The organism is Sulfitobacter sp. L-8, from assembly GCF_056859255.1.
Window position 1 is genome coordinate 63749 of record NZ_JBSXOD010000052.1, and the last position, 19966, is coordinate 83714.

A 19966-nucleotide genomic window follows, 5' to 3' on the forward strand; every position below is an offset into this window, starting at 1 on the left:
AAGATCGTATTATTGTTTCTGGTCGCCATGGGTACGCTTGCATGGTTCGGCAAAATGCACTGGCTCGGCGGTACAAAGCTGCGGCAGGCAAAATGTAATAGTTGTGGACGCTACCGTATTGGCAAAGGCCCATGCGGTTGTGGGGGTAAAAGTTGATGATTATGCCATGGGTACTGAGTGTTTTGGGCTTGCTGATACTGCTTTTGGCAGGCGATGCGCTGGTTAAAGGTGCAGTAAACCTTTCGTTGCGTTTGGGCGTGCCGGCACTCGTTGTCAGTTTGACCATTGTTGCGTTTGGAACATCGGCACCTGAATTGCTGGTGTCCGTCAAGGCGATCATCGACAACGCGCCAGGGATCGCGTTGGGAAACGTGGTGGGATCGAACACCGCCAATATCCTCTTGGTGCTTGGGGTGCCGGCTTTGTTGGCAACGATGCATAGCTCGGAATGCAATACGCGCAAAACGTTCAACATGATGATAGCTGCATCAGTGCTGTTTATCGTGCTGGCGTTCAGGGGCGTATTTGATGTCTGGTCGGGTCTCATCCTGTTGTCCGGGCTGTCTTATGTACTGTACGACGCCTATCGCGATGCCAAGGAACATCGTGCGCGTAATTCCGAAGCGTTGCCTGATGATACGGAAGATCTTGAGGGAGCGGACCCCAGCATGCCGGGCTGGCGCATCGGATTCTTTCTGGTGCTTGGGCTGGTCGGCTTACCATTGGGGGCAAGTCTGCTGGTCGACAATGCGTCGATCATCGCGCGTGCATACGGCGTAAGTGACACTGTCATCGGGCTCACCCTGGTGGCGATCGGCACTTCGTTGCCGGAATTGGCAACGACAGTGATGGCCGCGTTGCGCCGCCAGGCCGACGTTGCACTGGGCAATGTCATCGGATCAAACATCTTCAACTTGCTTGGTATTATCGGCATCGCGACGCTGATCGGGCCGATAGAGGTCGATCCAGAGTTCCTTCGCTTCGATCTGTGGGTGATGCTAGGCGTATCGTTACTGCTTTTCCCCTTCGTGTATCTCGGGTGGGACATAACGCGTCGCTGGGGCGTGGTGCTGTGCGCGGTTTACGCTGCCTATCTGGCTGCTATCCTGGTTTAGAAAGGGTGCAACAATGACGCAGCATGCGCTGGTAACAGGTGGCGGGGCCCGTTTGGGGCGGGCTATGGCGTTGTACCTGGGTGATCGTGGTTTCGATGTCGCCGTGCATTACAACACTTCGTCAGACGGCGCACACGAGGTAGTCGGCGCGCTGAAGGCCCGGGGCAGGCGCGCTGTCGCCGTGCAGGCTGACCTTCTGGACGAGGCCGCGACCCAAGACTTGTTCGGGCGTGCGGTAGACGCTTTGGGAGGCGCGGTCACCTGTCTCGTCAACAACGCCTCGGTGTTTGAATATGACAATATCACCACTGCTACGGCAAATAGCTGGGACCGCCACATGGGCAGCAATCTTCGGGCCCCGTTTGTGCTGACGCAAGCTATGGCAGCACAGGGGCTTGAACCCGATACTGATGAACAGGGCGAACCTGTCGCAACCGGTTTGGTTGTAAATATGCTGGACCAGCGGGTGCAGAAACTGACACCCGAATTCATGACCTATACGATCGCCAAGATGGGGCTATGGGCGATGACCAGAACCACAGCGCAGGCGCTTGCCCCTGCCATCCGGGTCAATGCGATCGGGCCGGGCCCGACGTTGAAAGGAGCGAGACAGTCAGAAGAACATTTCGACGGGCAGCGATCCCGGGTTCCTCTGGGGCGCGGGGCAAACCCCGATGATATCACTGCGGCACTGGGTTATTTTCTGGACGCAAAATCGGTCACCGGCCAGCTTTTATGTACTGACGGCGGTCAACATCTGACATGGAAAACAAGGGATATCCAAGGTGTTGAGTAACCCGGATTGAAAAGTTTTGCACGTCGGGATAAGCGTTAACAAATTCGTTACAAATTGCCTTGTGTTTTCAGTAACTTGTGAGGGGTTGATAATTGTTCTCTTTTATTTCAACGTCTTGTGCAACTGCCTAAAAAATAGGCGATGCGCAGAAGCCCTCCGAAAATATAGGGAAACTCGTGTTCACGGAAAGTTATACGCAGGATTATCCACAGTATCCGTGGGTATGTTTACCCTTGCTCCCTGTCACTACCTATTGCAGAGCCGAGAGAATCAATGACGAATCCAAGCACCCCGATGAAAACCGGATTTGACGTTATCCAATCGTATCTCAAGACCCTCGACGGGTCTCCCGGCGTATACCGAATGCTCGATTCTGAAAGCCGGGTGCTGTACGTGGGCAAGGCACGGAACCTGCGCGCACGGGTCAGCAATTATGCCCGCCCGTCGGGGCATTCGGGACGTATAGCGCGGATGATCTCGAACACCGCTTCGATGATGTTTTTGACCACAAAAACTGAAACCGAAGCGCTGCTGCTAGAGCAAAACCTCATCAAGCAACTCAAGCCAAAGTTCAACGTGCTTTTGCGCGATGATAAAAGCTTTCCCAACATCTTGGTCACTACAGGACACGACTATCCCCAGATCAAGAAGCATCGTGGTGCCAAGAAGGAACAGGGAAATTACTATGGTCCTTTCGCCAGTGCAGGAGCGGTAAACCGGACGCTGAATCAGTTGCAGCGGGTATTTCTGCTAAGAGACTGTTCTGACGCCATGTTTGAAAGTCGCACTCGCCCGTGTCTGCAACACCAGATCAAGCGATGTTCAGCCCCTTGCGTCGGCAAGATCAGCCCCGAAGACTACGGTAAGACCGTGCAGGATGCTCAAAAATTCCTGAATGGCAAATCAACGGATATACAAAGCCGGCTCGCGTCTGACATGGCGCTGGCCTCGGAGAACATGGAGTTCGAGCGCGCTGCGGCGCTGCGTGACCGCATCAAGGCGCTGACGCAGGTGCAGACGGCTCAGGGGATCAACCCGCAAACTGTGTCCGAAGCAGATATCATAGCACTTCATATGGATCAGGGCCAAGCCTGCGTTCAGGTGTTCTTTATCCGTGCGAACCAAAACTGGGGCAACCATGATTACTATCCACGGGTCGGGCCCGACGTGGATGCGGCTGAGGTTTTGGAGGCTTTCATCGGCCAGTTTTACGACACACGGGAACCGCCTCGGCAGCTCATTCTATCCAATGAGATCGAAAGCCCGGATTTGATGACGGAGGCGCTTTCGGGTAAACTTGGCCGTAAAGTTGAACTGATCGTGCCGCAACGCGGCGAAAAGGCCGAGCTTGTGGAGAGCGCATTGAGAAATGCGCGAGAGTCGTTGGCAAGAAAATTGGCGGAAACGGCCAGTCAGTCCAATTTGCTGAAAGGCATAGCGCAGGCGTTTGATCTTGAGGCACCGCCGCAGCGTATCGAAGTCTACGATAACTCGCATATTCAGGGCACCAACGCAGTCGGAGCGATGATTGTCGCGGGCCCCGAGGGAATGATGAAGAACCAATATCGCAAATTCAATATCCGGGGCGATGATCTTACCCCAGGGGATGATTTCGGGATGATGAAAGAGGTTTTGATGCGGCGGTTCAAGCGTCTGTTGAAAGAAGACCCCGATCGCAAGCTCGGCATGTGGCCCGATTTGCTTTTGATCGACGGCGGGGCCGGGCAGGTCAGTGCGGTCGCTTCGATCATGAAGGAATATGGTGTTGAAGATATTCCGATGGTCGGCGTCGCGAAAGGCGTTGATCGCGATGCCGGCAAGGAGGAGTTTTACCGGGTGAACCAACGACCGATGGCGTTGCGTCATAACGACCCGGTTTTGTATTTCATTCAAAGACTGCGCGACGAAGCCCATCGTTTCGCCATCGGTACGCATCGCGCAAAGCGCGCCAAAGCCATTGGGGCCACGCCTCTGGATGACGTAGCCGGTGTGGGCGCGGCAAGAAAACGCGCTTTGCTGGCTCACTTTGGATCGGCGAAAGCAGTTTCGCGCGCCAACCTGAGCGATCTGAAAGCCGTTCAAGGTGTTTCCGGCGCTTTGGCGGAACGTATTTATGCGTTTTTCCACGAGCGTAGTTGAAAGGACCGCGATCTCCAGCGCATAACGTTGTTACGGGACGCTCCGCGAGGAGTTTATTTTGCAAAATGAAGAGGATGTGTTGGCACTTTCCCCTTTAGGTTTGGCGCTGTAGGGTGGTGTTATGAAGTGGAACATTCCGAATATCCTGACGCTCCTGCGTCTGATCGCAGCGCCTGGTGTGGCCGTCATGTTCTTGTATTTTACCCGGCCTTACGCTGACGCTCTGGCCATGGTTTTGTTTATCGCCGCGGCGGTGACGGATTGGTTTGACGGATATCTTGCGAGGGCGTGGGGCCAGGAAACCAAACTGGGTGCGATGCTGGATCCCATTGCCGACAAAGCGATGGTTGTGATCGCCCTTATGGTGATTGTCGCATTCTCGAGCTGGTCTCCGTGGCTTGTTCTGCCCGCCACGGTCATTTTGTTCCGCGAGGTGTTTGTGTCTGGCTTGCGCGAATATCTGGGTGATGTTTCGGGCACATTGAAGGTGACCAGGTTGGCGAAATGGAAAACCACAACGCAAATGGTGGCTATCGCCGTATTGTTCGGGCAGGGGTTATTCGAACATTATTTCGGTATGTCGATTTTCGGCATGGACGCAGCCATGGTCAGCGCAATCCTGAACGGTGAAGAAACCGACGTGTTAGGGTTAAGCTGGAAGTTCCACGGTATGGTGCTGGCCGGCCAGGTCGGACTGACATTGCTGTGGATCGCAGCGGCACTTACTGCAATCACAGGCTATGATTATTTGCGCAAGGCCTTGCCTCATTTGGTGGAGACGCGATGATGGACATATTGTATTTTGCCTGGGTGCGGGAACGCATCGGCGTGCCACGCGAGCGGATAGAGACTTCGGCGAAGACGGTGTCCGATCTGGTTGCCGAACTGTGCGGACGTGAAGAAAGATACCAGGTGGCGTTTTCGGACCTCAGCAGCCTGCGTGTCGCTGTGGATCAGGAGCTTTCCGACTTTGACGCGTCGTTGGCCGGGGCGCGCGAGGTTGCGTTCTTTCCGCCTATGACGGGGGGCTGAGATGTACGTATCTGTTCAGGACCAACCTTTCGATCTGGGCACGGTGTCGGCGGAATTTGCCTCAGGCCACACCAACACCGGCGCGATTGTTACCTTTACCGGGCTTGTCCGGGGAGGAGCCGATGATCGGCTCGAGGCCATGGAAATCGAACATTACCCGGGTATGACGGAGGCTGCATTGAATGCGATGGCCGAGAACGCGATCAGCCGTTTCTCTTTGGGTGATGCCTTGATCATTCATCGCTACGGGAGGCTGGTGCCCGGAGAGATGATTATGATGGTGGCCACGGCGGCACGCCACCGCAAGGACGCTTTTGACGCGGCCGAGTTCCTGATGGACTATCTTAAATCGCGTGCACCATTCTGGAAAAGAGAAATTTCGGACAGCGGTGCGTCGTGGGTCGCATCAAAGGATGAAGATGAGGACGCGTTGAGCCGCTGGTAGCCTATCTGACTTTATGGGCGTCGATATAGGCACGCATTTCCTCGGCTTCGTGGCGAGCATCGCGCAGGCCATCCATCGCAGCGCGCAGTTCTGCTTCTGTCTGGCTTAGTTGATTGGTCAATTCGGCCTCGCGTTGCTGAAGATAGGTAATCGCCTGATCACGGGTTTCTTCAGCCTCGTGCAGTTCCTGGCTCATCCTGTCAAGCTGGGCGACATCATCCGCCGCGACGCGGGTGAACCGATGTAAAAGCCAGTTCGCAAACCAGCCCAGACAGAATGCGACGAATAGGATAATCGCTGTTGCGATGACAAATTCGGTTCTGCTCATATCAATTGCCTTCTTGGGTCGGTTCAGATGAGCCGTCTATATCGCTGGTTTCCGTGGCGTTTTCCAGACCTGTTTCATTATCCTGCGCGGAGAGTTCAGGGCGGATCAGCTTGAATTCGATCCGGCGGTTTGCTTCGCGGCCTTCTTCGGTGTCATTTGCGGCCACGGGTGATTCTTCGCCGAAACCTTTTGCGATGAACGAGCCGGTAAGCACACGGCGGGCGCGCAGTTCGTTCAGGACGGATTCAGCACGCGACTGGCTGAGAGCGAGGTTCATCTCTTCACGGCCCTGACTGTCGGTATAGCCTTGAATTTCAAGAGCGACGTCGCCGCAGGTCTTGAGAAGTTCCGCAATGCTGTCCATAGTTCCAAGCGCTGAGGCATCGATGGTGGCACTGCCAGGTTCGAAGTTGATCTTTCCCGCCGCGACGATGTCACCTATCTGGCTTTCGCATTCTTCGGGGGTGGGCAGCCCCAGCACGGGGTCGAGCTTTTCCTGATAAACCACCGCGATGTCGTAATCCTGACCTTCGCCCAACTTTCCAGCCAGCAACGTGGCTATTTGAGAACCCGCATCGGGGTTGCCTGTATTGCCGCTTACACTGACGTTGTCAGGCGTCACGATTACCGTCCCATTGGATAGTTTCGACAGCGCATCAAGCGCCGACAGAACCCGCGTGGGCCAATCTGCGGGCAAATTCTCGACGACCCGGGCCGCAGTGTAGACGTTCTTAGACCCGAAGCTGGCTTTGGCATAGCTATCCGCCAGGTTGCGCAACGCGTCGTCGCTGAGACGCCCGCGCAGCTGCACCTGACCTTCAGGAGAGAGCGTGGCGACAAATTCGGGCGGGCCGGCGTTGGGGTCGACTTCCTTGGGCAGGCGGGAATCCAGAACAAATACGTCGGGCAAAGAGGTTTCAAGTTCACCCACGACGCGATCAAACAGCGCCTGGTCCGTACCTTCGGCGGCAACCAGGCTGATATCAGCATCGGCAAAGGTAACGGAGCCACCGCCAATTTTCGCCAATGCCGCGATGGCTTTGTCTACCGCTTCGGCCCAACGGGGGCTTGGTACACCAAGGCCAACGGTACAGCGCAGCGGTTCTGTGGCACCGGCGGCTTTTGCGGCGTTGAGAATTCTGAGGCTGGCTTTGTCGGTGTCGGCGCTACAGGCATCGAACCCGCCAGTTCCGTCACGAATTTGGAACCGCAGGGTAAACGGCGTTATGACAGGGCGGGGTGCCGCGATGTCGAGCGTCACATTCAGGCCCGGAGGCGCGGAACGGGTCAACAGTGTTTCCAACCGTGCCTTTGCTTCCGGACTATCGGAAATCGCCGTGATTGAAACACGTCCGGCTGAGGCGGATATTTTGGCTCTGGGGAGTTTCTCGATGGCGGATATGGCGAAAGCAAAGGCGTCTTCCCAACCGTCCGGGGATGGATAATTGGCGGATTCCAGCAGATCGGCAACATTTTCGGGGCCCACCAGTGCGTTGAAGCGCGCGTTGGCAGCATCACGGTCGGTGGTGGTGGGAATCAGACCAATGATCGAGACGCCCGAGTCGTTGCGCAGAATTTCGGCCGAAAATTTGGGCGCGGCGATGGCTGCCTGAGCGACGACCTCCATTTGGTCGATGATCCGCGCGGCGTCGACGACCGAACCGGCAGCGGTCAGGGCATTGAACCGCATGACTTCGTTTGGGGCGGTGCCCGACAAGGTTACCTTGAGCCCGTCGGCTTCGACCTCGGCCCAGGGCATGGCTTTGTCATCCAAAACATTGCGTACGCCGATTTCGGAGCTTTCCTCGATTAAGGTGACCGAAAAGTTCGCCGCAACGAGAGATGCGCCGGCCGCGAAGAAAAAGGTAAAGGCAATGATTAGAAGTGCAGATAGACGCATAAGCTCGTTTCTGAAGCCGTTGATATCGTGACCGTTGATACGTGCAGCAGCGCAGGTGCGCAATCACACCAATAGCGCGATTGCAAAAAACGCAAGCGGGATCATGCCGGTATCGCGATTGGATCGAAACAGTTGCAGGAGCTTTTTGTTATTGTTGATATCGAGACCCCGTAGTTGCCAGGCCATATGCCACCCCATCCCCCAGGGTCCACCCAGTGCCAGAACCATAGCCAGGAACGAAGCTTGATCCCGCAAGGCGAAGATCACCGCCAGGCCCATCAACCCGACGGTTGCCATCAGGAAACGTCGCAACCACTGCGAGGTGCTTTCTCCGAACAGACGGGCAGTAGATTTCACGCCGATCAACGCATCGTCCTCGGCATCTTGGTGCGCGTAGATGGTGTCGTAAAACAGGGTCCAGCCGATCCCGGCAAAATATAGCACCACCGCCGGAGCCCCGAGCGACCCCGTGTGCGCTGTCCAGGCCAACAGGGCCCCCCAATTGAATGCGATGCCCAAAAAGAGCTGCGGCCACCAGGTGAAACGCTTGGCGAAGGGGTAAACGGCGACGGGCAAGAGTGCCAGAACACCAAGCGAAATTGCCGCATGATTGAAGCTTAGCAATATAAACAACGAGATCAGGGCCTGTGCGACCATCCAGATGGCAGCGCCGGTAACGCTGACCTGGCCCGAAGGAATCGGTCGCGACCGTGTGCGCGCGACCTGGGCGTCGATATCGCGGTCGGTGATATCGTTCCAGGTACAGCCCGCCCCCCGCATCAGCCACGCTCCCAGGCCGCACCCGATGAAGATCCACAGGTCGAACCAGCTTGCTTGCTGGTCATACAGCATGGCCAGTGCAAGTCCCCACCAAGACGGAAGCAGGAGCAGCCAGGTTCCTATCGGTCGGTCGGCGCGGCTGAGCCTTAGATAGGGCCTCAGGAATGAGGGAGCGTAAAGGTCCACCCAATTGTCAACGCGGGCGTCCGCAACACGCATGGTATCATTGGCATCTGGTGCAGGGGGGTGGTCTTGCATATATCTGTGCCTATGAACGCAAAAATCAGACTTTATGTAGAACATTCGCTGGGGCAGGAGCAATCCGTTCCTTTGGAAAAGGCGCAGGCTCACTATCTTTTTGGGGTGATGCGGTTGGGTGTCGGGGCGTCGGTGCTGCTGTTCAATGGTACAGACGGCGAATGGCGTGCAGACGTCGTTGAAGCCGGCAAGCGTGGCGGCGTCTTGGTTTGTGGCGAGCAGACCAAACCCGTGCAGATGCCGCCGGATCTTTGGCTGATCTTCGCACCGATCAAGAAGGCGCGGACCGACTTCATCGTTGAAAAGGCAACCGAAATGGGAGCACGCCGGATCATGCCGGTCCAGACCGAGTTCACCAATTCCGGTCGGGTTCAGCGGGACCGTTTGCAGGCCCATGCCGTTGAAGCGGCTGAACAGTGTGGCGGGACTTTCGTACCAGAGGTGGCCGAGATGCAGCGGCTGGACCGCCTTCTGGATCGGTGGGATGCGCAGAGGTCCTTGATGTTCTGCGACGAGGCGCTGGTTGGGCAAGACGGTTCGCCGGAACGTGCGACAGCAACAACCGGGGGCTGGGGGATCCTGATCGGCCCAGAGGGGGGATTTTCTGAGCGCGAGAGAGAACGCTTGCGCAGACAGGAATACACCCGATCGGTGACGTTGGGACCACGGATATTGCGCGCGGATACGGCAGCGGTGGCGGCAATGACGGTTTGGCAGCAGGCGTTGGGGGACTGGGCGTGAACCAAACACCTGTCGGCGATGTCGCAATGGTGGGGGTTTCACACCCCCACGCCCCCGTGGAGTTTTCCGGGCAAAATGAAAGTAGGGCGCATTGATGAGTTTCTTGAGACCCGAAGCGGAAGAAGCGTTGTGGCGGTGGCGCGAGGTGTTGATCGGATTGGCGGTTGCGCTGGTCGGGCTGTGGTTCGTGCTGGGGCCGGGGTTGTTGCTTGCCGTTCCCGGCTATGTGCTGATGGTTGGGGGAGCGGCATTTATCTGGATCGGTGTGCAGAGGGGCCGGTTTCGCAAAACCGGCCTGGGCGCGGGTGCCGTGCAGGTTGTCGAGGGGCAGATCAGCTATTTCGGTCCCTTGACAGGTGGGGTGGTGGCATTGCGCGAGATAGAGCGCCTGAGCCTCGAGCGTGGTAACTATCCTGCCCATTGGAAATTGGAACAACCGGGGCAGCAGCCTGTCATGATTCCCGTGAATGCCGCAGGAGCCGACGCGTTGTTCGACGCGTTTGCCGCGCTTCCCGGGCTTCGGACCGAACGGATGTTGGCCGAGCTGAGCGATGACAAGACTCTATCGGTGGTGATTTGGGAACGTAAGCCTCTGCGACCGAGAACTGCCCTGTTGCATTGACACCCCCCAAAAATCGCACCATCCCTTAGGTCACGCAAATTTACATCGGAGCCTCCCCCATATGTCTATTCCTCAATCCGGCGGCGGCCCGATCGAAAACCACCAGCAGCTGGCGCAGTATCTGGCCGATGGTTGCAAGCCCGTGCAGGATTGGCGCATTGGCACTGAACATGAGAAGTTCGGGTACAACAAGGAAACCTTGCTGCCTTTGCCTTATGAGGGTGATTGTTCGATCCGAGCCATGCTGGAAGGATTACGCGATCGCCACGGCTGGTCGCCGGTTGAGGAAAACGGCAAGCTGATCGGGTTGGTAAAGGACGGGGCAAACGTGTCGTTGGAGCCAGGCGGACAGTTGGAACTGTCGGGGGCCCCCGTCGAGACCATTCACGAGACCTGCGACGAGGTGAACGCGCATCTGGTGGAAGTGCGAGATGTGGCGGACAGGATCGGAGCGGGATTCATCGGTCTGGGTGCGGCACCCGAGTGGTCACATCAGCAAATGGATTTGATGCCCAAGGGGCGTTATAAGCTGATGAATGACTATATGACCAAGGTCGGCACCATGGGACAGACCATGATGCGCCGCACCTGTACAGTACAGGTGAATCTCGATTTCGGTTCCGAGGCAGACATGGTGAAAAAGCTGCGGGTCGCCTTGGCTTTGCAGCCGGTAGCGACTGCGCTTTTCGCGAATTCGCCTTTTTTCGAGGGCAAACCCAATGGTCATAAATCCTGGCGTAGCCGCGTGTGGCGCGATCTGGATGACGCGCGTACCGGCATGTTGCCGTGGGTGTTCGAAGATGGAATGGGGTTCGAGCGTTGGGTGGACTATGCGCTGGATGTCCCAATGTATTTTGTCTATCGCGACGGTGTCTATATCAACGCGTTGGGGCAGTCGTTCCGTGATTTCCTGGATGGCAAGTTACCAGCGCTGCCGGGCGAAATCCCGACGCTGAGCGATTGGGCAGATCATCTGACCACGGCATTTCCCGAGGCGCGGATCAAGAAATTCATCGAAATGCGGGGGGCCGACGGCGGCCCGTGGCGACGCCTATGTGCCTTGCCCGCGTTCTGGGTGGGGTTGATGTATGACCAGCAGGCGTTGGACGGTGCGTGGGATATGGTCAAGCATTGGGACGCCGAAACGCGTGAGGCTTTGCGGGTGGCTGCGTCGGTTGACGGATTGCAAGCCCAGGTGGGTACCATAAAAATGCATGATATCGCACGAGAAGCGGTCGGGTTGTCCGAGCTTGGCTTGAAGGCGCGTGCCCGTACCGGTGCCGGCGGCCTGGTCCCGGACGAGACCCATTTTCTGAATGCACTGAAGGAAAGCATCGAGACCGGCAAGGTCCCCGCCGACGAGCTGCTGGACGATTATCACGGTAAATGGAACGGCAATCTGAGCCGGATCTACGCAGACTATTCCTATTGACGATTATTCCGGAATGGTGCCATCGCGGATTAAGGTCGTCGGCCGCCTCTGAACCGTTGCAGGGGTGGTCGAACTGTAAACAATCGCGACGGGTCGCGCCGAGTTCCCGTTATATCTGGCGTACACAGAAGCGTACGTGCCTTAGGTTATTTTATTCGCGACCCGCCTAGACGCTTCTTACCGGTTGAGCTTTGCCAGATTCGAGTTTGACCGGTCGGAACGGTATCTCACCCTGTTGGTCACGAGCTGATCTAGATTTTCTTTGCGCCAATTTTCGGCTCCTGGCCGGCGCGGATACGTTGAATGTTGCCGCGATGCCGCCAAAACACCAGAAGGGTAAGCAGAATGCCCAGGATCAACACGTCGCTATAGCCCAGCAATACCATGAAAAAAGTTGACGAGGCTGCCGCAGCTAGCCCCCCCATGGACGAAATTCGTGTGGCAAATGTGGCGACCAGCCAAATCAGTGCGCTGGCTATGCCGACAGGCCATGCCAACGCAAGAAGCACGCCTAGAAAGGTCGCGACTGCCTTGCCCCCCCTGAAGCCTAGCCAGACAGGATAGCAGTGACCCAACAAGGCGGCGAGCGCAGCGATCTGTGCGGCATCTTCGCCAGCAAAAAATCGGGCAAGCAAAACGGCCACCGCGCCCTTGCCACCATCCAGCAACACGGTCAGTGCGGCGGCTTTCTTGTTTCCGGTACGCAAAACATTCGTCGCCCCGATGTTACCCGAACCGATGGTGCGTAGATCGCCCAGATGCATGACGCGAGCCAATACCATGCCAAACGCAATAGAGCCGATCAGGTAACCCATTACTGCCCAAAGCGATAGGACGGCGAAAGAGGAATCGAAGATGGGCATGGTTAGGACGCCTTGTAGATACACGTGCCGGAAACATAGGTTTCCAGGACCTTACCCTGCATCCTTGAACCATCATAGGGTGTGTTTCGCGATTTTGACCTGAGTGTCTCGCGGTCCATGACAAAGGGTGCGTCGCTGTCGAACAACACCAGATCCGCAGGTGCGCCTGTTGACAGACGCCCACCGGGCAGGCCCAGACGTTGGGCGGGGTTAAACGAAAGCGCGCGCCACAGGGTTGCGATATCCATCATTTCTGAATGAACCAACCGTAGCGCCGCGGGTAATAACGTTTCCAAGCCAACCGCCCCCGATGCGGCTTCTTCGAACGGAAGTCTCTTTGATTCTTCGTCTTGGGGCGTATGCATCGAACAAATGATGTCGATCAGTCCGGATGCGACGGCTTCCACCACGGCAATACGGTCCTCTTCATCACGCAGCGGCGGCTTGAGCTTGAAAAAGGTCCGGTAATCCGCCACGTCAAGAGCGTTCAGCGTCAGGTGGTGGATGCCGACACCCGCGGTGATGTCCAAGCCGTTTTTCTTGGCGCGGGCAAGGGCGGGCAAAGCGCGCGCGGTCGTAATCTGGTCGGCGTGATAGCGGGCACCGGTCATCTCGACCAAGGCGATATCGCGGTCCAGCCCCATGCGTTCGGCCATCGGGGACACGGCGGGCAGGCCGCGCAACGACGCGAACTTGCCCGAGGTCGCGGCGGCTCCTTGGCTCAGCACCGGTTCCTGAGGGTGTGCGATGACCAGTGCGCCCAGACTGCTGGCATAGGTAAGGGCACGCGAGAATACCTTGGTGTCGGTGGTCACGCGGTCGCAGTCGGTAAATGCGACGGCACCCGCGTCCATAAGGAAGCTGATTTCGGTCATTTCACGACCTTCACGGCCCTTGGTAAGTGCTGCCATGGGAACGACGTTGACAGGAGCAGCCTCGTTCGCGCGACGGGTGACAAATTCAAGCACCTCGGGGCTGTCAATGGCCGGCGTCGTATCGGGTCGAGTGACCATCGTGGTGACCCCACCAGCGGCTGCGGCAAGACCCGCAGACCGAAAGCTTTCTTTGTGCCTTTCGCCCGGTTCACATACCTTGACACCAAGATCCACGATGCCGGGCGCCAGATATTTTCCACGGCAGTCGATACTATCCGCATCGCCGGGGATAGGCGCACCATCCGGCAAAACAGCCGCGATCCGTGTTCCCTCAACCTGCAAGGTGCCACGGGTCACGGTTCCGGCTTCGGGGTCGATGATCTGCGCGTTGGTAAAATACAGCGTCATTGCGGGTCTTTCATACTGGTTGAAACGGCATCACTTGGTCATGCGCCGACCCAAACCATCATCGCAGCGACACCAAAAGCAACCAGCAATGCAATCATCGCGATACGCCCCGACATTTTGGGATCCGGTTTGGGTTCTTTCACATCAGCCACCACAGGATGAGGCCAAGCACGACAAGAACTGCCAACGCTATAAGCGCCCCGCTCGCACGGTCGCGTGGGGGCGTCCGCGGGTTCACGTTCGGTATGCCGGTGTAGGGCTGTGCGGCGTCTGCTGTCAGGGGGATAGCGCTTATGGCGGGTTGCTCTTCGTCATATGTGCCGATGAGGGTAAGATCGGGGCCTATTTCAAGTATTGTTTCCCGGCCTTCGAAAGCCGAGGAAAACAGTAGCAGCACATACCCGTCGAGCGCGCCAAGGCGACTGCGGTCTTGTGCGAGTTGATCGTCGCTTACGGCGTAGCCCTCTGTCAAATAAGCGGTCAGGCCGACGCCGGCCAGATCGGTAACGGGAAATAGCTCGGCGCTACCGGAGGGAACGGAGGTTCCCAACAGGTCGGTGATGACCGTTTCCTTGTCAGCATCACGCACCGCGCGCGAAACGGCGTCAATGGAGCGGTTTACCGCGAAAAGCCTGACCTTGCCGGTTTCCGCGTTCTGGATTCGTATGGTTGTCATTTATCTGCACCTTCATAGCTGGTTGCCATCAATGCACTTAAACTGTTGCTGTCTTCGATATATTCAAATCCCAAATGCGCAACGAGCGCCGCTTTGTCCATGCTTTCCTGCCTGATAAAAAAAACGGAGGGCGGGCTTGTGGGCCTTATGTCGGGCTTGGTTTCCGCACTGCGCGAGAAGGCCTTGACGCGAGTCTGATCCTTTTCCAGCTTGAAAAACAAAGCCCGATGCGTGGTGAGCGCATAGCGGGTACGGGTAAGTCCGGACCATTTGTTCAAACCGCGTACCAGCGAAATCACCACCAGAGCGATGATCACCGCAAGGATCACCGATTGTGACACCGGCAGATCGCTATAGGTAAGAAGCAAGCCCCCCGCGACCACCGTTCCCGCGGCACCGACGAACGGGCCGATCAATTGGAAGTTTCGTATCGACACCCGCGGTTTGGGGCGTCCTGTCCACAGCAGACGTTCGCCGGGGTCAAGCTGGTCAGCCCAGAACCGATCGGTCATTGTGCGGCCTCAATCGCTTGGGCGATCCGCGCCTTGGTCTTGCGGACGTTCGGAACCAGAGGCAAGGTTATGCTTTGATGGGTCGGCAAGCGCAAGACGATCGACCAAAGCGATAGCTTGCCGATGGCCTCGATATCGGTCAGCGCAAGCTGCAATGGCTCGATCGAGTTGGGTTCGTCAATATAAAGAGCCCGGTTTGTCAGGCACCAAACGGTTTTTCTGTTGGCATACCAAATCTGGAATTCCTCGAATATCCACATGTAAAACAGTGCAGAGAGTACCGAAGCCAGCGCCCAGACCGTTACGGGGAAATAGGGCAGGGCTGGTGCCCACGCCAGCATTGTGAGCAGCATCAGGGTCAGGGATCGCCAAAAGAAGGCCCTTGGCGATATGCGCCATCGCAGCAGCTCTTGCTCATCCGAGGGGGGGAGGGTCACGGTGCCTCCGCCCGACTGTCAGCCAAATTACGCGCCAAAAGGTCCATGGCCGCCATGCGCACCGCCACGCCCATCTCGACCTGATCCTGTATGACGCTGCGGTTGATATCATCCGCCAGAGTACCGTCGATTTCGACACCGCGGTTCATCGGTCCGGGATGCATGACAATGGCATCAGGTGCGGCGTGGGACAGTTTTTGGGCATCAAGACCAAATCTATGATAATATTCACGTTCGCTGGGGATAAAACCGCCATCCATGCGTTCTTTTTGCAATCGCAACATCATCACGACATCGACGTCGCGCAGCCCCTTTTCCATATCGTCAAACACCTCGACACCGAATTCGCCGATTTGCGAGGGCATCAGCGTCGGGGGGGCGATCAATCGGATGCGGTTTTCCATCTTGCCCAAAAGCAAGATATTGGACCGTGCCACCCGGCTGTGGGCGATGTCGCCGCAAATCGCGATGGACAGTCGGTGCAGGCGCCCTTTGGCGCGGCGAATGGTAAGGGCGTCGAGCAAGGCTTGGGTGGGGTGTTCGTGACGGCCGTCGCCGGCGTTCAGCACGGCGCAATTGACCTTTTGGGCGAGCAGATCAACGGCACCCGATTGCGGGTGACGTACCACCAGAAGATCGGGGTGCATCGCGTTCAGCGTCATCGCCGTGTCGATCAGGGTTTCGCCCTTTTTGATCGAAGACGCCTGCATCGCCATATTCATCACATCCGCGCCCAACCGCTTGCCCGCGATTTCAAAGCTGGCCTGGGTTCTGGTCGAGTTTTCGAAGAACATATTGATCTGGGTCAGGCCTTTCAAAGCGTCGCTGTGTTTGTAAGGCTGACGGTTCAGATCGGCGTAGGTATCGGCCAGATCAAGCAATGTGACGATGTCGTCTTGGGATAGTTGTTCGATACCCAGAAGATGGCGATGTGCGAAACCCATAACGGTGAACCCCAAGTTAGTTGAGGCGTTATAGGCGGCGGCGACCACGTGGGCAAGCAGTCGGGCCGGAGTACCTTGTCGAAGGGGCGGAATGGATTTAAGGCCATTTGGAAGTTGGGATGTATATTGCCAGCGCCAGTGCGTAAGTTGGAGCCATGGAATCAGTGGACTATCATCAGGCGGTTGCGCTTTTGCGCTGGCAGATTGAACTGGGCGCGACTGAGGCGATCAGTGATGTGCCAGTTAATCGGTACGAGGTTCCCGCGTCCCTTGAAAAACCCAAGTCAGCTGCAGCCCAGAGTACACCGGGCGGCTCTGACAGGGGGGGAAGCGATGCGGTGGCTGAAGCTTCTCGGATCGCGGCAGCGGCGCAGACCCTGGAGGCGCTGCAGGAGGCAATATCAACCTTTGAGCATTGCGAGTTGAAGCGCGGTGCACGCAGGATGGTCTTTGCGGACGGGACGCCGGGCGCACGCCTGATGATCGTCGGTGAGGCTCCTGGTCGCGATGAAGATCGCGAGGGTAGGCCGTTTGCGGGTCAGGCCGGGCAGCTGCTGGACAAGATGCTGGCGGCGATCAATATGGGACGCGATCATCCGGAAGCCCCGGTTTACCTTGCCACTGTCCTGCCGTGGCGCCCGCCACAGGATCGCGACCCAAGACCTGAGGAGATTGCAATGATGAAGCCGTTCCTGATGCGCCACATCGCGCTGGCCAAGCCCGAGGTTCTGGTTCTTGCGGGTAATGGCGCGCTGCAGGTCCTGCTGGGCAAGCGGGGTATCGCCCGGCTGCGAGGGCAATGGACAAAAGCCGATGGGATCCCTGCTTTGCCGATGTTTCACCCGGCGTATCTGTTGCGCAGTCCGGAGTTCAAGCGGGAAACTTGGGTGGATCTGCTGACGCTGAAGGCGAGGCTTGCACATGGTTGACCCGCTCACGATCCTGGCATTTGTGCCCGCGGCGCTTGCGCTTAATCTGACGCCGGGGGCCGATATGATGTTTTGCTTGGGTCAGGGTATGCGCTTTGGCCCCAAGGCGGCGATCGCGGCCAGCGCAGGCATATCGTTGGGTGGCATGGTGCATGTTACACTGGCAGGATTGGGGTTGGGGGCAGTGGTATCGGCGCTGCCATGGGCCTTTGACGTGATCCGCTGGATCGGTGTTACATATTTGTTGTGGCTCGCGGTTCAGACTTGGCGCAGCGATGCGACCGCCCAAACGGCAAAGGTTGCGCCAAAATCGGCGTTCCGCAGTGGGTTGATCGTAAATTTGACGAACCCCAAGGTCATTTTGTTTGTCTTGGCGTTCGTTCCGCAGTTCGTGGTGCCCGAGGCCGGGCCGGTTTTGATGCAGTTTATGGTGCTGGGTTTGGTGTTGTCGTTGGGCGGGTTCTTGATCAACGCCCTGGTCGGTGTGTTCGCCAGCGGTCTGGGGCGCAGGTTGACCCGTGGCGGACGGGCCCTGCGCTGGATCAGCAGTGGTATTTTCGTGGCCCTGGCCGCGCGGTTGGCAGTATTGGAGCGCACATGAGCAGGATCGATGACAGTCTTGAATTTATCCCGGTGCGGATCGCCGTTCTGACTGTATCGGACACGCGCGGTCTGGCCGATGACAGGTCAGGGGACGTGTTAGTCGGACGGATTGCAGACGGTGGGCATACCCTGGTTCAACGTGCGATTATTCAGGATGAAAGGCACCAAATTGCCGATCAGTTGCGAGTCTGGTGTGCGGACCCCGGCATAGATGTGGTGATCAGCACCGGCGGCACTGGTCTGACCGGGCGGGATGTGACGGTCGAGGCCCACCGCGACGTATATGAGAAAGAGATCGACGCGTTCGGAACGATCTTTACCATCGTTTCGATGCAAAAAATCGGGACGTCCGCCGTGCAAAGCCGCGCAACCGCGGGAGTGGCGCAGGGCACCTATCTGTTCGCTTTGCCCGGGTCGCCCGGTGCGTGCAAAGATGCGTGGGATGAAATTCTGGTCAAGCAGCTTGATTTTCGGCATCGGCCCTGCAACTTCGTTGAAATCATGCCCCGGTTGGACGAACACCAGCGCCGGAAATAAATATCTGATTTGATGCGTTATCGCCGCCGGAAGTCGATGATGTATGCGTATTAAAACTGTGGCAAGGTGGTGCGGCACAGAGTACCGGGCGTGGTTTCACCGGACGAGCGGGATTGGAAAAACATGCGATTTCTCAGGCAAAGCATGATCGGCCTGTTTTTGGCCGCCACTGCGATGGGGCTGTTGTTCTTTGCGGCTGACAAGATCGGCGGCGCGCTGCAAAAGCGTTTGGCCGACGCCCCCGAGGTTCGCACCCCCCGAGAACGGGTGTTTTCGGTCAATGTGGTGCAGGCAAGGGCAGGAACCGAAACGCCCGTGTTGGAAAGCTTTGGCGCGGTGCAGAGCCGCCGTCGGCTGGAACTGCGCGCAGCCGTAGGGGGGCGGGTGACCGAACTTGCTCCGGGGTTCGAAGTAGGGGGCATAGTGACCGCGGGGCAGGTGTTGGTCCGCCTCGACCGTGCCGATGCCCTTGCGACGGTGGCCCGGGCGAAAAGCGCCGTGCATGATGCCGAAGCCGAAGGGCGTGATGCCGCGCGGGCGCTGGAACTGGCGCGTGATGAGCAGACAGCGGCTGAGGAACAGGCCGCCCTTCGGACGCGTGCGTTCGAGCGTCAAAGCGACCTGGCTGACAGGGGTGTTGGGACCGCAACTGCGACGGAAACTGCTGAATTGGCCGCTTCCGGCGCACGTCAGGCGGTGTTGGCGCGGCGGCAGATAGTCACGCAATCCGAAGCGCGGGTCGAACAGGCGGTAAGCTTGGTATCAAATGCCAAGATCGCGCTGGATGAGGCGCAAAGGCGACTGGACGAGACCATCATCACCGCGCCGTTTGACGGAGCGCTGAGCGACACCAGCGTGGTCGAAGGGCGGCTGGTCTCTGCAAACGAACGGCTGGCTGAGCTTATCGACCCTGATAACCTGGAGGTGTCATTTCGTGTGTCGACCGCACAGTACGCACGGTTGATCGATGAACACGGGGCTTTGATCAAGGCACCGATAGCTGCGACGCTGGATGTGGCGGGCATTGACCTTGAGGCCGAAGGCCAGATCACCCGCGCCGGGGCAGCGGCAGGGGAAGGTGCCAGCGGGCGGTTGATATTCGCCTCTCTCACTCATGCGGCTGGTTTCAAACCCGGAGATTTTGTGACAGTTCGCGTCCGCGAACCTGCGCTAGACGATGTTATCCGTCTGTCAAGCTCGGCACTGGATGCGCAGGGTCGCGTGCTGGTTCTGGATGCGCAGAACCGGCTTGAGGCGCTAACCGTAGAGGTTTTGCGCCGTGTCGGTGACGAAGTTCTGGTGCGCGGCGAGATCGAGGGGCGTGATGTGGTTGAAGCGCAGTCGCCGTTGCTGGGTGCCGGAATTGCGGTCAAACCGTTGCGGTCGGGGGCCGATCCTGAGCAGGCCAACGGTGCCGGCACCGGTGCAAGCATGATAGCGCTGACCGAAGAACGGCGTGCCAAACTGGTCGCCTTCGTCGAGGCCAACGACCGCATGCCTCAGGAAGCGAAAGCGCGGGTATTGGCGAAGCTGGCGGAACCCGAGGTGCCTGCAAAGATGATTGAGCGGATCGAGAGCCGGATGGGAGGCTAGG

The 19966-nt window shown here is 57.8% G+C and carries 22 protein-coding genes; 13 read left to right on the forward strand and 9 right to left on the reverse strand.

Features of this window, described 5'->3' with window-relative positions; translation table 11 throughout:
* The first annotated feature begins 158 nt into the window (after positions 1–158).
* From AC13DE_RS12160 to AC13DE_RS12185, 6 genes are all read left to right on the forward strand, one after another.
* Positions 159–1115, forward strand: a complete 957-nt coding sequence (locus tag AC13DE_RS12160) for a calcium/sodium antiporter (RefSeq protein WP_483048094.1) — start codon at positions 159–161, stop codon at positions 1113–1115.
* Positions 1116–1128: 13 nt separating this feature from the next.
* The gene (locus AC13DE_RS12165; protein WP_483047968.1) at positions 1129–1911 is read left to right on the forward strand and encodes an SDR family oxidoreductase; all 783 of its coding nucleotides are present in this window, start codon (positions 1129–1131) and stop codon (positions 1909–1911) included.
* A 273-nt stretch (positions 1912–2184) separates the two neighbouring features.
* Positions 2185–4050 (forward strand): excinuclease ABC subunit UvrC, encoded by a 1866-nt coding sequence (uvrC, locus tag AC13DE_RS12170; RefSeq protein WP_483047969.1) that lies wholly within the window; start codon positions 2185–2187, stop codon positions 4048–4050.
* Positions 4051–4171: 121 nt separating this feature from the next.
* Complete coding sequence (gene pgsA, locus AC13DE_RS12175) at positions 4172–4837, forward strand: CDP-diacylglycerol--glycerol-3-phosphate 3-phosphatidyltransferase (protein WP_446297715.1); 666 nt, start codon at positions 4172–4174, stop codon at positions 4835–4837.
* Entirely contained in the window at positions 4837–5082 is a 246-nt protein-coding gene (gene moaD / locus AC13DE_RS12180; RefSeq protein WP_446297731.1) for a molybdopterin converting factor subunit 1, read from the forward strand. The genes pgsA and moaD overlap by 1 nt, the downstream gene beginning before the upstream one ends.
* Before the next feature lies 1 nt (position 5083).
* Positions 5084–5527: a molybdenum cofactor biosynthesis protein MoaE gene (locus AC13DE_RS12185; protein ID WP_483047970.1), complete on the forward strand. Its 444-nt coding sequence runs from the start codon at positions 5084–5086 to the stop codon at positions 5525–5527.
* A gap of 1 nt (position 5528) precedes the next feature.
* Here AC13DE_RS12185 and AC13DE_RS12190 read toward each other — a convergent pair whose 3' ends face one another.
* The 3 genes from AC13DE_RS12190 to ubiA form a co-directional block, all read right to left on the reverse strand.
* Entirely contained in the window at positions 5529–5855 is a 327-nt protein-coding gene (locus AC13DE_RS12190; protein ID WP_446297712.1) for a hypothetical protein, read from the reverse strand.
* Between the two features lies 1 nt (position 5856).
* Positions 5857–7755 carry an OmpA family protein gene (locus tag AC13DE_RS12195; protein WP_446297711.1) on the reverse strand — a complete coding sequence of 633 codons (1899 nt, stop codon included), beginning with the start codon at positions 7753–7755 and terminating at the stop codon, positions 5857–5859.
* Between the two features lie 63 nt (positions 7756–7818).
* The gene (ubiA, locus tag AC13DE_RS12200; RefSeq protein WP_483047971.1) at positions 7819–8793 is read right to left on the reverse strand and encodes a 4-hydroxybenzoate octaprenyltransferase; all 975 of its coding nucleotides are present in this window, start codon (positions 8791–8793) and stop codon (positions 7819–7821) included.
* A gap of 12 nt (positions 8794–8805) precedes the next feature.
* Here ubiA and AC13DE_RS12205 point away from each other — a divergent pair, with 12 nt between their 5' ends.
* The 3 genes from AC13DE_RS12205 (at position 8806) to AC13DE_RS12215 (ending at position 11588) form a co-directional block, all read left to right on the forward strand.
* Complete coding sequence (locus tag AC13DE_RS12205) at positions 8806–9534, forward strand: 16S rRNA (uracil(1498)-N(3))-methyltransferase (RefSeq protein ID WP_483047972.1); 729 nt, start codon at positions 8806–8808, stop codon at positions 9532–9534.
* 94 nt (positions 9535–9628) lie between these two features.
* On the forward strand, positions 9629–10156 hold the full coding sequence (locus AC13DE_RS12210) for a hypothetical protein (RefSeq protein ID WP_483047973.1): 528 nt from the start codon (positions 9629–9631) through the stop codon (positions 10154–10156).
* Positions 10157–10217: 61 nt separating this feature from the next.
* The gene (locus AC13DE_RS12215) at positions 10218–11588 is read left to right on the forward strand and encodes a glutamate--cysteine ligase (RefSeq protein WP_446313157.1); all 1371 of its coding nucleotides are present in this window, start codon (positions 10218–10220) and stop codon (positions 11586–11588) included.
* Between the two features lie 251 nt (positions 11589–11839).
* Here the strand turns inward: AC13DE_RS12215 and plsY are convergent, their stop codons facing one another.
* The 6 genes from plsY to AC13DE_RS12245 form a co-directional block, all read right to left on the reverse strand.
* The gene (gene plsY / locus AC13DE_RS12220) at positions 11840–12451 is read right to left on the reverse strand and encodes a glycerol-3-phosphate 1-O-acyltransferase PlsY (RefSeq protein WP_446297705.1); all 612 of its coding nucleotides are present in this window, start codon (positions 12449–12451) and stop codon (positions 11840–11842) included.
* A gap of 2 nt (positions 12452–12453) precedes the next feature.
* Positions 12454–13734, reverse strand: coding sequence for a dihydroorotase (pyrC, locus tag AC13DE_RS12225; protein ID WP_483047974.1), 1281 nt, complete (start codon positions 13732–13734; stop codon positions 12454–12456).
* Positions 13735–13873: 139 nt separating this feature from the next.
* Positions 13874–14410 carry a hypothetical protein gene (locus AC13DE_RS12230; protein ID WP_446297703.1) on the reverse strand — a complete coding sequence of 179 codons (537 nt, stop codon included), beginning with the start codon at positions 14408–14410 and terminating at the stop codon, positions 13874–13876.
* The gene (locus AC13DE_RS12235; protein WP_446297702.1) at positions 14407–14922 is read right to left on the reverse strand and encodes a hypothetical protein; all 516 of its coding nucleotides are present in this window, start codon (positions 14920–14922) and stop codon (positions 14407–14409) included. The genes AC13DE_RS12230 and AC13DE_RS12235 overlap by 4 nt, the downstream gene beginning before the upstream one ends.
* Complete coding sequence (locus AC13DE_RS12240) at positions 14919–15359, reverse strand: hypothetical protein (protein ID WP_483047975.1); 441 nt, start codon at positions 15357–15359, stop codon at positions 14919–14921. Before AC13DE_RS12240 ends, AC13DE_RS12235 begins: the two co-directional genes overlap by 4 nt.
* Entirely contained in the window at positions 15356–16303 is a 948-nt protein-coding gene (locus AC13DE_RS12245) for an aspartate carbamoyltransferase catalytic subunit (RefSeq protein ID WP_446297700.1), read from the reverse strand. The genes AC13DE_RS12240 and AC13DE_RS12245 overlap by 4 nt, the downstream gene beginning before the upstream one ends.
* Before the next feature lie 155 nt (positions 16304–16458).
* On the opposite strand from AC13DE_RS12245, the gene AC13DE_RS12250 reads away from it, so the two are divergent.
* From AC13DE_RS12250 to AC13DE_RS12265, 4 genes are all read left to right on the forward strand, one after another.
* Positions 16459–17232 (forward strand): uracil-DNA glycosylase, encoded by a 774-nt coding sequence (locus tag AC13DE_RS12250; RefSeq protein WP_483047976.1) that lies wholly within the window; start codon positions 16459–16461, stop codon positions 17230–17232.
* Positions 17225–17833, forward strand: coding sequence for a LysE family translocator (locus AC13DE_RS12255; RefSeq protein ID WP_483047977.1), 609 nt, complete (start codon positions 17225–17227; stop codon positions 17831–17833). Before AC13DE_RS12250 ends, AC13DE_RS12255 begins: the two co-directional genes overlap by 8 nt.
* A complete protein-coding gene (gene moaB / locus AC13DE_RS12260) occupies positions 17830–18372 on the forward strand; it encodes a molybdenum cofactor biosynthesis protein B (protein WP_483047978.1) in 543 nt (180 codons plus the stop codon). The genes AC13DE_RS12255 and moaB overlap by 4 nt, the downstream gene beginning before the upstream one ends.
* A 123-nt stretch (positions 18373–18495) precedes the next feature.
* On the forward strand, positions 18496–19965 hold the full coding sequence (locus AC13DE_RS12265; RefSeq protein ID WP_483047979.1) for an efflux RND transporter periplasmic adaptor subunit: 1470 nt from the start codon (positions 18496–18498) through the stop codon (positions 19963–19965).
* The last annotated feature ends 1 nt before the right edge of the window (position 19966 follow it).